This window comes from Granulicella sp. 5B5 (assembly GCF_014083945.1).
Lineage (GTDB): Bacteria > Acidobacteriota > Terriglobia > Terriglobales > Acidobacteriaceae > Granulicella.
The window spans coordinates 951,864-966,000 of sequence record NZ_CP046444.1; the positions used below are offsets into that span (position 1 = coordinate 951,864).

At 59.2% G+C, this 14,137-nt stretch carries 8 protein-coding genes and 1 tRNA gene; 2 read left to right on the forward strand and 7 right to left on the reverse strand.

The annotated features are described in order from the left end of the window. Positions 1-397 precede the first annotated feature (397 nt). Positions 398-643: a TetR/AcrR family transcriptional regulator gene (locus GOB94_RS04125; RefSeq protein ID WP_182277631.1), complete on the forward strand. Its 246-nt coding sequence runs from the start codon at positions 398-400 to the stop codon at positions 641-643. On the opposite strand, the gene GOB94_RS04130 is transcribed toward GOB94_RS04125, so the two are convergent. From GOB94_RS04130 to GOB94_RS04140, 3 genes are all read right to left on the reverse strand, one after another. Continuing rightward, a complete protein-coding gene (locus GOB94_RS04130) occupies positions 640-4,194 on the reverse strand; it encodes a carboxypeptidase-like regulatory domain-containing protein (protein WP_182277632.1) in 3,555 nt (1,184 codons plus the stop codon). The genes GOB94_RS04125 and GOB94_RS04130 overlap by 4 nt on opposite strands. A gap of 187 nt (positions 4,195-4,381) precedes the next feature. Continuing rightward, the gene (locus tag GOB94_RS04135; RefSeq protein WP_182277633.1) at positions 4,382-5,740 is read right to left on the reverse strand and encodes an acetamidase/formamidase family protein; all 1,359 of its coding nucleotides are present in this window, start codon (positions 5,738-5,740) and stop codon (positions 4,382-4,384) included. A 40-nt stretch (positions 5,741-5,780) separates the two neighbouring features. Next, positions 5,781-7,169 carry an amidohydrolase family protein gene (locus GOB94_RS04140; protein ID WP_255484224.1) on the reverse strand — a complete coding sequence of 463 codons (1,389 nt, stop codon included), beginning with the start codon at positions 7,167-7,169 and terminating at the stop codon, positions 5,781-5,783. A 602-nt stretch (positions 7,170-7,771) separates the two neighbouring features. On the opposite strand from GOB94_RS04140, the gene GOB94_RS04145 reads away from it, so the two are divergent. Further along, positions 7,772-8,023 carry a hypothetical protein gene (locus GOB94_RS04145; RefSeq protein ID WP_182277634.1) on the forward strand — a complete coding sequence of 84 codons (252 nt, stop codon included), beginning with the start codon at positions 7,772-7,774 and terminating at the stop codon, positions 8,021-8,023. A 20-nt stretch (positions 8,024-8,043) separates the two neighbouring features. On the opposite strand, the gene GOB94_RS04150 is transcribed toward GOB94_RS04145, so the two are convergent. From GOB94_RS04150 to GOB94_RS04165, 4 genes are all read right to left on the reverse strand, one after another. Beyond that, positions 8,044-8,119 (reverse strand) — tRNA-Thr (locus GOB94_RS04150). Between the two features lie 142 nt (positions 8,120-8,261). Then, a complete protein-coding gene (locus GOB94_RS04155) occupies positions 8,262-9,761 on the reverse strand; it encodes a glycosyl hydrolase family 28 protein (protein ID WP_255484225.1) in 1,500 nt (499 codons plus the stop codon). Between the two features lie 528 nt (positions 9,762-10,289). Next, a complete protein-coding gene (locus tag GOB94_RS04160; protein WP_182277635.1) occupies positions 10,290-11,321 on the reverse strand; it encodes a DUF6599 family protein in 1,032 nt (343 codons plus the stop codon). A 352-nt stretch (positions 11,322-11,673) separates the two neighbouring features. Continuing rightward, a complete protein-coding gene (locus GOB94_RS04165; RefSeq protein ID WP_182277636.1) occupies positions 11,674-13,989 on the reverse strand; it encodes an N-acetylmuramoyl-L-alanine amidase in 2,316 nt (771 codons plus the stop codon). Positions 13,990-14,137 lie beyond the last annotated feature (148 nt).

Here is a 14,137-nt window from a genome sequence, read left to right on the forward strand (position 1 = left end):
GACAAGCACGATGCGTCCGCTTGCCTGTGAATTCGAACTGTCATTTCGCATCGCGCGTTTTCTGATATATATAGACCGCGAATATAGAGTCGATGGTGAAGAAGGTGAAAGACACGAAGACCGAAGAAGGCATCGACCAACCGGAGTTTATTCCTGTCGTTCGTCCAAAACTGCGCCACGAGCGTCGCAGAAGGCGATTTGTGTTTTGGAGGGAAAAATCACTGGTTGCCTCCGGAGCTGTATGTACAGCGGTTGTACAGCACTTTGACCGAATGTTTTTGGCACCAGCATGTCTACGAAAAGGGATCCCAACGCCCGTCCGACTCGTGAGCTTACGGAGAAGCAGACACGTATGCCAAAGATACGTTGAGGGGCCAGCGCAGTTTCAGGAGAGCGTTTGGTAGTTGATACCTTCTGGGAGGGTGGCGGCTATGAAACGACCTCGATCGGCGACCTGACCAAGGCACTGGGCATCACAGCGCCGAGCCTCTACTCCACGTTCGGGGACAAAATGCACATCTTTTTGGAAGCAGTCAGGCTCTACACAGGAGCCACGGAAGAATTGAAACGCAACATCGCGGACGGTGCGAGGTCACCGCCTGTAACAGGCAGCGACCTCGCGATGAGGAGGAACTGGTATTAGAACGTGTACTTGAGAGCGAACTGAATGAGACGAGGAGAGCCTGCTGAGCTTGTAATCTGACTGTATGTCGTTGCATTCACCGCACTGGCAGGATTGCTGTACTCTGGATGGTTCCACACGTTGAAGAACTCTGTACGGAAGTCCAGGACCGCGGATTTGCGAAGGCCACCGACGCGAGTGCTTTTGACAATCGCGGCATCCCAGTTGTCGTTGCCCGGTCCACGCGCCGCGCCAATGGAGCTGTTGCCGTAGTCATAGGCCAGAGCACCCGATTGTGGGTTGGGGGCTCCGTTTGCAACTACCGGTGCAAGGGCAAATACGGTACTAGCAGGGTTGAAGTAGGTGTTGTTCTTCACTCGACTAAGCGTTGTGCCGCTGTGATTGAGGATGTTGCCATTGCTCATTCCGGGTGCGAACTGCGCACGCGCAGCGCTTCCATTACCGTACGCTGTTCCGTTTCTAGAATCGGTAAAGGTGATCGGCTTACCAGACTGAAAGGTCGTGGTGCCCTCAAGCTTCCAGCCGCTGGTGGCGATATGCGCGAACGCACTGCCGTTCTTCCAGCCCGGAATTTCGTAGATGTAGGCAATCACGAGACGGTTAGGACGATCATAGCCAGCTGGCCCCCAGCGATCGTGGCGATTGTTCGGGTCGTTGCTATTGCCGCTACCACCTTCGAAGACGCCGTTGGTTCCGTCGCCGCCGGTGACGGAGGTAAGTGCGCGGCTCCATGTGTAGGCGCCCTGTACATAGATTCCATGGCTCATCTGGCGCTTTATCGTAGCCTGTAAGCTGTTGTAGCTGGAGAAGCCGTACGTTTCGATAAGTGTGACACCGGTAGGTGAGAAGCCCTGATAAGGCACACGCGCCTGAATGTTCGGCGAGTCGGTGGAGTTAGTGGTGACTCCGTTGATGGGATTCTGAGCGCTGGCGAGGAACGCGCGATTAATGTTGCGCCCCTCTTCAAGACGCGTACCGCGGGTTCCCACGTAGCCGAGCTCTGCAACTACCCCTCCTGGCAGCTGATGTTCGACCTCTAGGTTGTATTGATCGATGGCAGGGACGTCAGAGTTCTCCGCCACCGCGGTTACCGTGGCAGGTGTCGCTGTGGGCGAAAGGAGACGCCAGGCGCCGGGCGTGAGGGTGACAGTGTAAGGCGTCTGGAAGGTCGATGTCTGATCGACCGCATTGCTGAGCGAGGCCGAGCTCACGAACGGCTGACCGCCAAGTGTCTGCAGCACGGAGTTTGCGTTGGGTAAGCTGTAGAAGATGCCCACACCGCCACGAATAACCGTTTGCGCCTTCGTGCCGAAAGGCTGCCAGGCAAAGCCGACGCGCGGACCGAAGTTGTGCAGCGGCAGGTCATTGGCTTGAAGGCTTCGATCACCGATCTTCGTAACTCCAGCCGGAACCGGCAGCTCGTAATTGTTGGGTACGATGTATCCGCTGAGCGTTCCAGTCACTGGAAGGGGCGCGAAGGGTGTGACGAGCGAAGGCCAGAAGCTGCTCTCCTCGCCGTGGCCGAAGCTGACGCCGCTGTCAATCTCCCAACGCACACCAGCGTTGACGGTCAGTGTTTGAGAGAGCTTGATGTCATCCTGGATGAACATGCCCATGTCGGTACCGCGATAGCCCTTGTAATAGCTTCCCTGCTGACTACCCGCCGAGTTGACGTTGCTGTAAGCGGAATTGTTCTGCGCGGCACTCATACCCAGCAGGAAGTCCTGCATGGTAGTAAAGCCGAGGCTCCCGCGCTTCTGCTCAGGGTCGTTGAAGTCAAACTGGTTCTTTTCGCCGATGAAACCGGCGCGGAAGCTCTGCTTCCCATGGGTATAGGAGATCTGGTCCGCGATTTCAAACGTGTTGACGACAGAGGAAGACTCGTCGTTGCCGCCACCGCCAAGGCTGAAGTAGCCAGTGACCGAGGTGACCGGGTAGAGCGGATAGGTAGGATCGCTCGGTGCAGTCATGCCGATCTGTGAGGCGGTAATTGTCGACTGCGTCTGCAGATGGCCGCTGCTGCGAATGTAGCCGGCAAGCGCTTCGTTCAGGAAGTGGTCGTTGATCGCCGAGGTTAGCTTCATCACGGCAAGCTGACTGCGGAAATCCGTGGATACACCGTTGCCAGGAGGATTACCCGCCGTGGCGAGTGGCTGGTTTTCCGGATTGACACCGAGGAAGTAGCGCTCGGAGAGCGTGTTCTTCGGCGAGATGATGTAATCCGTATTGATCATGTACTGATCTTCATTGGCGATGGCAGGGATACTGAAGGTCGAGCTGCCGATGGGATTGCCGTTGGCATCTGTCGTGTAGCGCTGCGGCGTGGGAATCAGGTAGGTCCCATTCGGGAGCTTTTGATTCAGGAGATTCAACGCTACTGGATTGATGTTCGACCCGTCGCAGGCCACATCAGTCTGCGGCTTCGAGTCGTATTGACCGCCGTTGTAGGGATGCCACCGCGACATCGCGAGTGCACTTGAACCGGCACCTGCGGGGCACCCGATAGCACCAATGGCAGCGGCGGAGCGATTGTCGGTGATTGGAAAGAGCGAGACCGTCTGCAGGGAACCGGCGCTGAGGCCGTTTACCTGACGTGTGCCCTGGTATGTGCCAAAAAAGAAGAGCTTGTCTTTGATGATCGGACCGCCCAGGGTTGCGCCGAACTGGTTCTGCTTCATCGCTGGCCGAGGCCGTCCGGCGATCTTGAGGAAGGTATCGTTTGCGTTGAAGATGTCGTTGCGAAAGAACTCCCAGATGGCACCGTGGAGCTGGTTGGTGCCAGTCTTGGTGACGACGTCTACGTTGGCGCCGGCGTCACGGCCGAAACCAGCATCGTAATTCGTGGTCTGAATCTTGAACTCCTGCAGGGCGTCGGGGCTGGGGACGGGGATGCCGGCCTGCTGCACAAAATCTCCGGCGCGGCCTGATGCCCAGTTATTAATATCAGCGCCATCCATATGGAAGTTGTTGCTGATGCTGCTGGCACCGTTGGTGTACACGTCGGGCGACCCCTTGCCGAGCGTTGCCGCGTTGTTCAAATCGCTGGTGATACCCGCGGAGAGCGTAAGCACCTGCGTGTAGTTGCGGCTGGTGAGCGGCAACTCGCGGATGACCCCGCCATCGACGACCGTGCCAAGTGTGGAGTTTTCTACTTGCAGGGCAGGCGCTGCTCCCGAGACTTCAACGGTGTCAGTGGTGCTGCCGAGGACAAGCTTGACATCGAGACGCGCTGTCTCCGTAACAACGACTGTAATCGCGCTCGGCACCTCAGTCTTGAAGCCCGGAGCGGTGAAGGACGTCTTGTATGTGCCTGGCGGTAGAAGGCCCACAGTGTACTGGCCGCCCTTGTCTGTGGTGACCGTGCGCGTGGCATCGGTTCCTTCCGACTTTACTGTCACAATCGCATTCGGTATAAGGCCGCCCTGCGGATCTGTTACGGTGCCGCGGATCGAGCCGGTGGTTGAGGTCTGGGTGAAGGCAGGAAGCGCAGCGGATAGAAGAACGCAGGAAAGTACTGCTCCACGGATAGAACGGACAGGACGCCAATTCATGTCTGAAACCTCTTTAGGTCGGGTTCCTCGACTATTACAGAGGGGTTCTAAATGTACAATCCGCAGAAGTACTGAAGTGATATCGCTATTCTTACTTAGCTGTCGACGAATCAAACTCGAGTGGATCGAAAGCTATGGTCTACGCGAAAGCCGGAGCCGTGGAGGCTCCGGCTTTGCGCAAGTCGTTTTATTTCGAGGCGACAGGCTTCAACATAGCGAGGGCGCTCTTCGGGACCTTCGACACCACATCGAATTCTGGATCGACAAGCTCGGTGACTTCATACTTCATCTCAGCACCGAGAAAAAGCGCAACTTCGCTATCGGATAAACCGTAGTCGCGCTTGATCCAGGTGGCGAGCTGCGCTGTGGAGGTCTTGAGGGCTTCCTGCAACGAACCTGCGACGCCGAAGGAGATGATGTAGTCGTTGTCTTCTTCGCGAACGCCCTGCGACTGATAGCCTTTGATGATTTCGACAGAGAAGTCGACGGCCATCGAGGTTTCGAGTCCGGTCTGCGTGACTTCGCCATCACCCATAGCAGCGTGACCGTCGCCGAATCCGAAGAGCGCGCCGGGATGGAAGACAGGAAAAAACATCGTCGTACCGGAGACGACGCCGTTGTAATCGAGGTTGCCGCCGTAGGGACCGAGGTGCGTGCCACCAAAGGCCTCAAAACCGGGAGGCGCGACAGAGATGCAGCCGAGCATCGGGTTCATCTTGAGCTTGAGGTTTTTCAGCGCAGGCGTGGGGTTCGTCAACGTCGCGTAGCCGTCGGCGTTCTGAACCTGCCACTCGCCGTCGAAGCGGGCGTCGTATTTTGCAGCGAGGCTATAGGCTGGCGTAATCGCATACTGCTGAATACGGCTTCCCTGGCGCGCGGTCGGGCGATTCGGCGCGATCTTGATTAGGTGCACCACGAGAGTGTCACCAGGGAGCGCGCCCTCGACGTAGATAGGACCGATGTTGGCATCGCCACCCAGGGCGACGCGCTTGAGGTTTTTATCGGTGCCACCAGAATCGGGAGCCCAGGTATGAACAATGTCGCCAGGAAAGATGTGGATGCCCGGCTTGTTGCCTGCATAGTAATAGGCCTGAAACGTGGTGGGATCGTAGTTCACCTCGCGAGGCTTCGCGGGTGGCGTGACCTCGCGCGAGAGCTTCCACGTGACGGGCTGAGGCACGGGTGCGCGTCCGGATGCGCCACCTCCGCGACGGCCAAGACCTGCGAGCGTACCGGCGCCTTCGCCTGTGTCACGGCTCAGTTTGCCGGTAAGCGAGCCAGCGTCATGGCCATTGGCATCAGTAACCGCGAGCGTGACTGTCGAGCCGTTGACAGTTCCCTTCAGCGCGTCAGCGCCCCAGGAACCGGTAATTGCATCTCCGGAACGTTCGAGACTGACACGCGCGTAGGCCGGTTCAAGCAACGTCGGGCCAGTGATTTCTGCGACCCATTTTCCGGCGATATCCTGCGCCGCTGCGCGGAGCGGTGTGATCGTTACTGAGAGCGCAAATATAGGCAGGACTGCCCAAACCCTGTTCTGTCTCATCGTATCTCCTATGAAGTTTTCTGTTGATGCCGTGATCTGTTTAGTACTGGCCGTAACGACCGCGCACAGATTCGAGAAGCTTGTTCGAATCGTAGGCAACGCCGTCCTTCAGGACGATCTCGACGTTTTCGATATCCGTGATTCGGCTGGAAGGATCACCCTTGACGATCATCAGATCGGCGTCCTTGCCAGTTTCCACGGAGCCGATTCGCTGCTGCTGGCCGAGATAGGTCGCTCCGTTGAGAGTCGCGATCTTCACCGCTTCGACCGGGGTGAAGCCGCCGTCAGCCACTAGAAGTTCAACTTCATGCTGATCCCCGAAGCCGGGCAGGGTTGCGCCGTTGCCGGTTGGGTCGAGACCCGCCATGAGAAGGCCGCCTGCCTCGACGAACTTGTGCTCAAGCTGAGCGCCGTTTCTATAATTCGTGGCGCCACGTTCCCTGGCTTCGGACTCAGACGTCGTGTTGCGGCGATTTCGATTGAAGAGATAGGCCTCCAGCGCCTGCGGTGTAAGCGTCGCCAATGCTTTCTGCCGCAGCACGGGTTTCCCTGCGAGACTCGCCTCAAAGACCGGCAGCGTGCTAGTGATAGCGACGTGGTGCGCGACGAGAAGCTTGATAAGGTCCTTCGCTTCGGCGCTGTCGGGAGTCATCTTGGCGAGTGTCGCGTTGCCGGATTCGCGAGAACACTGATCGGGCTGCTTGCCAGGATCGAGCTGCGTGTTCACAAAGAAGCCATGTTCCAGGTTGTCGATGCCGAGCTCCGCGGCTTCGGGATAGGTGACAGAGCAGAGATGGCCGGTCACCTTCATATGTAGCGCGTGTGCCGCTTTAATGGCTGCTCCCAGCTCGGCGCGCGTGATGTGCATGTACGCTTTGTAGTTGGTCGCGCCAGCCTTCGCCCAGAAATTGACGAACGCTGTTGCATCTTCGGGGCCGGTGAGGATGTGCATCTGGATGAAGAGATCGCTTGGGCCCTCCAGATAGGGTGCGGTCGGCTCGATGTGAGGACCGATGAGTATGCCCTGCTCGGTGAGGCGGCGAAGGTTGATATCAGCGTAGGGCTCGACAGAGCCGCCGGTACGGATCGTTGTTACGCCATTGGCGAGATACATGCGCGGTGCCGAGAAGGTCATCTGTGGAAGCAGGGTCGGCGGCTCGGAGCCTGCGGCGTCGGAGTTGGGGCGCTGGAGATAGTAGAGATGGTCGTGCATGCCCACGAGACCGGGGAGCACCGTGTACCCGTCGAGGTCGAGAATTTCGGCTCCCGCAGGAGAGGGGATGTCGTGTCCAATGCGCGCGATGCGTCCGCCTTCGATCACGAGCGTTTGATCCTGGAGGACAGGGCCGCCCGTGCCATCAATGATGCGAACGTGCTCAAGCACTTTCACCGGTGCGTTCTTACCATAGAGATACTTCGCTCGAATCATGATGGGATTCGAGCGCTGAGGAGACGCCATACCGGGGAAAAGGACAAGGATCGAAATCGCCGCTGTTATCACACCGGATTTCTTTGAGGAAAAGGATGACATGAGACTCTCAGCTTCTTCAGTTTTCGCTGGATGGCGGACTTTATTGTATCTCGCAATACGTCATAGAATCAGGCACTTAGTCTCCGCATTCCTACCTAAGTATTTCTACTTGACTCGGTGGACTTGTGTAGATGAGAGCCGTAGAAGCCGAACATTCCTTTCGATTTAGCAAGGCGCACCTTCTCTACGCCGTTATCTGCATGTCTGACTGAGGAGAGTTCAAGAAGTCTTAATTTAATTCCCTCCTCCGCGTCTGAGGCCTTAGGTTGAGACCCCCATGGGCGGATAATTTTTTGGTAACTCGAACAAGTATCCCGCTTAAATCAAATCATGGACTTCCAATAATCATCCGCAATCCACATATGTTTCTGTTCCGTCTCGGCTCATAAAGGAGTCACGTAGTCGAGCAGAGCAAGCGGTCTCGGACAGCTGATCCCGCCGCTACCGCTGGGGCTCACCTGAATGGGGCGATCGATCTCGATAACCTAGCCAGCCGCGTTTTGAAGCCCCTCTTCGAAGCGAATGGACTGGAGTGGAAGGGGTGGCAGGCGTACCGTCGCGGTCTCGCGACGAACCTCAAGGAGCTGGGTGTCGAGGACACGACGGTCCAGTGCATCTTGAGGCACGAGAACGTGAGTACGACCCAGCGCTTCTACATCAAGACTGCGCCGAAAGTAGCGCAGGAGGCGATGCGTGTATTGGAAGAAAAAATCGCTTGTACAGCACGTGTACAGCAGTCAACGATCAACTGACTCGTAAGTGCTTGAAAGAATGGAGCCGACGAACGGACTTGAACCGTTGACCTGCTGATTACGAATCAGCTGCTCTACCAACTGAGCTACGTCGGCCTTTGGAGATCTGAACGAAATCCGCGGACGGGAAGCGAGCCGCAGGCCGCGCACCGGTGAGTCCAAAACTCACCTCAGCGCCTGCCTTGCACATGGCCGCTTCCCTTCCATTCTATCGGCAAACGCGCCAGATGCAAAATCGCTACTGCATCGGAACAAACTTGCCTTTGCACGGGTCCAGCAGCGCAAGCAGGCAAACCGGGCCACCTGGCGGCATCACCTTCACACTTGCCGGCACGTTCCCCAGCGGCAGGTTCCCCCTCGGGCAGCCCATCACATGGATATCGTCATACGCCAGGTGCATCTGCTGCGGAGTGATCCCCGTGATGTGCACATTGTTCAGTGTCACCTCCGTGCGGTGCGCATCGTCCAGCCCTGCAATCAGCACATCGCCCGGCGTCTCCGCATAGATGTTCTCCAACTTGATCGCCTTGTAGTCCGGGATCTTATCGCCCGTATACTTCGGGTCTTCAAACGGCTCCACCGTCTGGTTCGTGTAATACGGCGAGATCGCAATCGGTATCGGTACATTCCGCATACAGACGTTCTTATACGTCAGGTCATGCACCGGCCCACCGCGCTTCACATTGCTCTTGATCCGGATACCGCTCGTCGTATGGTCTTCCGTCAGCCCGTCCACCAGCAGGTAACTCTGGCCCAGCACCGTCTCCGACCCGATCGACATCCCATGCCCGTCGTAGAAGTGGTCGTCGATCACGCTCATATGGCTCACGCCCTGCTTGATCGCAATATTGTCGTCCCCGTTGTCGATCCAGCTATGCGCAATCGTCACATCCTCACTCGTTCCCGGATCGATGCCGTCCGTATTCCGCGCATCGTTGCCCGTTCCAATCAGCGCCTTGTTCACAGGAGTCATCAGGTGCACGCCCCACGCCGTAAACCCATGCGTCTGGTTCACCGCCACATGAAAGTTCGGCGAATTGTTCAGGTGGATCTTGTACAGCACCAGTCCATCCGCGTGGCTCGCCAGTATCAGCCGCGTCGAGTAGTACAGATCGTCATGCGGCTGCGCAGCGCGCGCCATCTGCCACCAGCTGATGTCATGCCCACGCATCTTCGCATACCCGCGCCCATCAATCGTTCCCTCCCCCATGATCGCCGCGTTCTTCACATTCACGCTGATCAGCGGACGGCACCCACCTCTCGGCCGCGCCACCTGGTTCGTTGAAAACGTCGGAAAGCTCGTCGGCCTCGGCGTCGACGTTCCACACTTGATCGGCGCATCTGACTTCGCATCAGGGTTCGGCATCTCATACACCGCAGGATCGCTCGATCCAAACAGCGTCACACCCTTATCGATCAGCAGCGTCACACCCTCGCGCATCTCCAGCGGCCCACTCAGAAACGCATTGTCCTTCGATCTCAGGCTCAGCTCCACCGCCTTGCCTGCGCCGCAACCGTCCAGCGCTTTCTGGATGCGTTCCGTATCGAGCTTGCCCTCATCTTCGCTGCGCAACGCGCCACCGTTCTCATCCGGCGTCGACATCAGCTTCGCATCCAGCTTCACACACACCGCCGGAATCTTCGGCTCCGTCACCACGCGCCGGTCCTGCGCCCACATCGACGCGGGCACCAACACCATCCCACCCACAAGCATCCGCAACTGCCACGGCATCCTCATCTCAGCACGTACCTCAATCCAACGCCTTCGTCTGAATTTCAATTCGTCCGCAACCGTAGCACAAGCTCTGCTTCACACGCAGAGCACGTCACGCACCACATTCCAACATGCAGACTTCACCATTTCGTCCCACATTTTCCACAAGCAAAAAGGGCCACCCGGCAACAGGGCGACCCTTTTTCTATGGGAGGCAGCTCCAACGGAGGCAAAGCCATCGGAACTCTCTGGACACAGACTATGTTCGCCTCCCCACGCTGTCAAGAATGTTTTGTCTAAATTATCAACTCTAATAAAATCAATAACTTATCGAAAAAACACCCAGTTCCCCCGGGTTTTTGCCGCGTTTCTTCCAATGCCGGTTCCCAAACCGTAAATTTGCCACAGATACCCCTCACACCGGCTCCCAAGCAGGCATCCAGCCTAGTTACACGCCCGGCCCCGGCTTCTCCGTCTCAAAGCGCGGCGACGCGTTCTGTGGATCGAGGTGCAAACTGAGGAACTCCGCCTCCGTTGCCGCCGGCTTGCCCATCAGCACGCGCACCAGCGCCCGCCCGCCCCCAGAAACAGCCCCAGCAGCACCGCCGCCGCCATCAGGACCCCCGTCAGCACCGCCAGGTTGGTCAGCAGACTGTAGGTCTTCTGCACCTCCACATGAAAAACCGGAGGCATGTCCCTATCGAAGCTCAGCTCCTGCTTCAGATGGATGTTTTCGATCATCCGCTGGGCCTCGTCCGGGCTGAACGATCCCTCCGCCAGCAGCACCAACTCGCCCTCGCGGCGCGAGCGCACAGCACCCGCCGAGACCGGAGGGTTCGCCGTGTATTCCAGGATCTGCTTATGGAAATCCCCCGCAATCGTCGGCGTCGGGTACATCAATAGCGTCAACGTCTCCTTGCCGCGCCGGTCATCATACTGCGCCGTCACCGCCTCGGCCGACTTCTCCCAGCCCAGCGACTGCGCCGGCAGCACACCACCCTCAGCCGCATAGGTCGAAGCCCCCAGCGCATACCGGATCGACCCCGCCACCAGCCCTTTCGCCGGCACCAGCGTCGGCAGCAGCGGTGCCAACCCCTTCGACCCAGAAACCTTCGGCAGCCCCGCCGCCAGCGGCTTCAGCGGAGAAGTCTCCGTCGTCCCATTGACCAGCACCAGCGAGTCGCCGTCTGTGAACAGCACCACTCCATTCCCAACCGCATCCGCCGACCCAAGCTCCTTGCCCACCTTCATTCCCGGCTTGGCCATCAACGTAAACGCACTGTAGGCCCCCGTCCGGTCACCAAACTGGATTGCCTCTATATGAACGGTCTTCCCGCCGCGCTCATAGTCCCCAACCGCCGACCGTTGCGGCCCGCACTCCTCCAGCGCCGCCTTGCTCGCATTCGCCAGCGAGTACTCCGGCACGCTTCCGCTGCCCTGCGCCGTCTTCCACTCCCCAAAGCTCGTCGGCAACAGCGGAGCCCCCGGCTCCGAGATCGCCACACTCGACTGCGCCGTCGCACACATTGCCGCGACAACCAGCCCCAGCACCATACCCCTATGTAGATACCGATACAGTCTCATACAGCAACCAGACTACACCAATCCCACATTCCCGAGCAGCTACAAACCCTGTCAACCCCAAACCCGCTTCACCCCGCCACAACTCATACAAACCAAACCACTAATCCCCCAAAATCAAAAACACTTTTGGATGCCCCCACCCCCTATACTGAAAATAGGGACAAAACTGGCTCACTGGTAACTGCGAGCACAACACTCGCCACTCAACAAGCAGCCGGCTGGCCTAACCTCAATCTTTTCCATATCATACCCGCAACTATATACAGAATCAGTCACTTAACCCCGGGATCACCCCGTAAGTCGCTGATTCTGCTGGATAGCTCCGCTACATAGGGGAGGGGGGAGGGGGTATCTACCGCACCGCCGCCCGCTCCGTCTCCGTCACCTTCGTCTTCGGTGCCGAGTGGTTGATCGTCTCGGCATACTTCGCCACGCCTTTATACAGGCTCTCCGCCACCCGCTCGCGGTACTCCGGCGTCTCCAGCTCCGCAGCGTCATCCGGGTTCGTCACAAAGCTGATCTCCGCCAGGATCGACGGCATATTCGCCCCGATCAGCACCACGAACGGGGCCTTCTTCACCCCACGGTCCTTCAGCCCCGGATTGCCCTTCTCCAGCCCGCGATACAGCGACGTGTCCACATCCGCCGCCAGCTCGCGGCTCTCGTCGATCTTGTCCTTCAGCGCGATCTTCTTCACCAGGTCGCTCAGTTGGTGCACGCTCTCGGTCGAAACCGCATTCTCGCGGCTCGCCACCGTCATCGCCTCGGGGTCGCTCGTAAAGTTCAGGTAGTACACCTCAACCCCCCGCGCACTCGCATCCGGCGAGCTGTTCGCATGGACCGAGATGAACAGGTCCGCCTGCGCCTTGTTCGCAATCGCCGTCCGCGTCTCCAGCGGGATAAACGTATCGTCCGCGCGCGTATACACAATCTCCGCGCCCAACCGGTCATGCAGCAGCTTGCCCAGCCGCAGCGCGACATCCAGCACCACGTCCTTCTCTTCAATCCCACCTGCACCCAGCGTCCCGGAGTCATGTCCCCCATGCCCGGCGTCAATCACAATCCGCCCAATCTTCAACCCCAGCGCCCGCACCAGCGTCGTATCGCCATCCGTCGTCGGCGGCGCAGCCTCCACGGGTTCAGCCTTCCCCGAAGCCACTGGGTGCCCCATGTCTCGATTTTGAGACGTGGGTTGAACAGCCCCTGCTCTCGACCGCGGATGATAGTGATCGCCCGACCCCAGGTCCACCGGAGTCACCGCACTCGTCTCCGCCACTGGCAGCGACGTCGGCCGCCGTGTCGCCGCCACTCTGCCCGGCTGCTCACCCAGTGCGGCCACATCCGCACCATCGCTGGCCGAGTTCTTCATCACTGTATTCGGCACTGGTCTCGCAGCAGTCGACCGCGTTGGAATCACCACCCGAGGCTGTACCGCCTCCTTACGCGAGGCTGTCCGCGAAGGCAGCCCAAAGCTAGCACTCCCATCCGTCACCGGCATCGGCGGCAGGCTCGACACCTCAACGCCACTCTTCGCAGCAGGCGAGGCCCCTCGCACCACCGGCGCTGGCACAGCACTCACCGCCAACGGCACCGTGCTCACCGGCTCATTGCTCTCCACCGCATCATTGTCCCTACTCCCCACTCCCTGCGCCCTACTCCCTGCCTCCCCATGGATATCCACAATCAGCCGCTCAGGGTTCGGCAGCAAAAACGCAGAGTACTTCGCCACCGCCTGCACATCCAGAACCACGCGCGTATTCCCACCCGCCAGCTGCGCCGCCCGCACATCCTTCAACAGCCCGCCATCGGTCACAGCAAACATCCTGCCGCCCAGCTCAGGAGCCAGCTTCACACCCTGCAGGTCAAAGAAGATTCGGTCCGGGTGCTCCACCCGCACCGCCTGATACGCCACCGGGTCTGGCGCATTCGGCCCCAGGTCAATCACCACTCGCGTATAGCTGCCCGTCGACCAGTGCCGTATCCCCGTCACAATCGCCACCGGCGCAGCCATCGACGGCTTCTCCGGCACCGTCGGCCCATCGGCCACCGGCATCGCCCGCATCTCTTCACGAGGCCGCGACACGGCGCTCTCCATCCTCGGCCTCTCGGCCCCGCGCTCCGTCCGCGCCACCACCAGGCTCTCGCGCGCGGCCCTCGCAGCCGAGCTCCGCGGATACTCCCGCAGCAGCACCTCGCGCACCTTCCGCGCCTCCACTACATCGTCGCTCTCACCCGGCCCCAGCAGGTCCAGCGCCTGCCCCAGCGCCTGCGGCGAGCTCGTCGGCCCACTTCCAGGGTTTGGATAGGCCTTCGCCAGAAACTCATACTGTCCCGCAGCATCGTGCAGGCTCTTCGGATCACCCAGCTCATGCCCCTGCTCGGCCAGCAGCTCAGCGACCTCTTCCACCGCCCGGCTGGCATGTGCCGCCGCCGGGTCCTCATGGTAGATCGCACGAAACCGGTCCATCACCCGCGTAAACTCAGCCAGCGTATGGCGGCTCTTCGGCAGGGCTTCAAACTCCGCCCGCGCCCGCAGCGCCTCGTCCCAGGCGCTCAAACGCGTCGCATGGCTCCGCGAAGCCCCAAAACCCCACGCACTCCCACACACCAGCGCCAGCGCCAGTGCCGCACACCCACTACTTCGAACCCTCAATCTCTGCGCACTCATAGCAACTCTCAGTCTAGGTTCCTTCGATGCACTTTCGCCCGCCAACTCCACAGCAGGTAACTCATCAAGCAACGCCCGCCACACCGGCTTCCCCCTGTTCCCTACTCCCACTCCCTAATCCCTGACCTTTGCTATCCTCTACATCGAG

Coding starts and splice junctions, on each gene's coding strand:
- GOB94_RS04130 (WP_182277632.1), bottom strand. CDS start 4,194: ATGAATTGGCGTCCTGTCCGTTCTATCCGTGGAGCAGTACTTTCCTGC.
- GOB94_RS04135 (WP_182277633.1), bottom strand. CDS start 5,740: ATGAGACAGAACAGGGTTTGGGCAGTCCTGCCTATATTTGCGCTCTCA.
- GOB94_RS04140 (WP_255484224.1), bottom strand. CDS start 7,169: ATGATTCGAGCGAAGTATCTCTATGGTAAGAACGCACCGGTGAAAGTG.
- GOB94_RS04155 (WP_255484225.1), bottom strand. CDS start 9,761: ATGAGGATGCCGTGGCAGTTGCGGATGCTTGTGGGTGGGATGGTGTTG.
- GOB94_RS04160 (WP_182277635.1), bottom strand. CDS start 11,321: ATGAGACTGTATCGGTATCTACATAGGGGTATGGTGCTGGGGCTGGTT.
- GOB94_RS04165 (WP_182277636.1), bottom strand. CDS start 13,989: ATGAGTGCGCAGAGATTGAGGGTTCGAAGTAGTGGGTGTGCGGCACTG.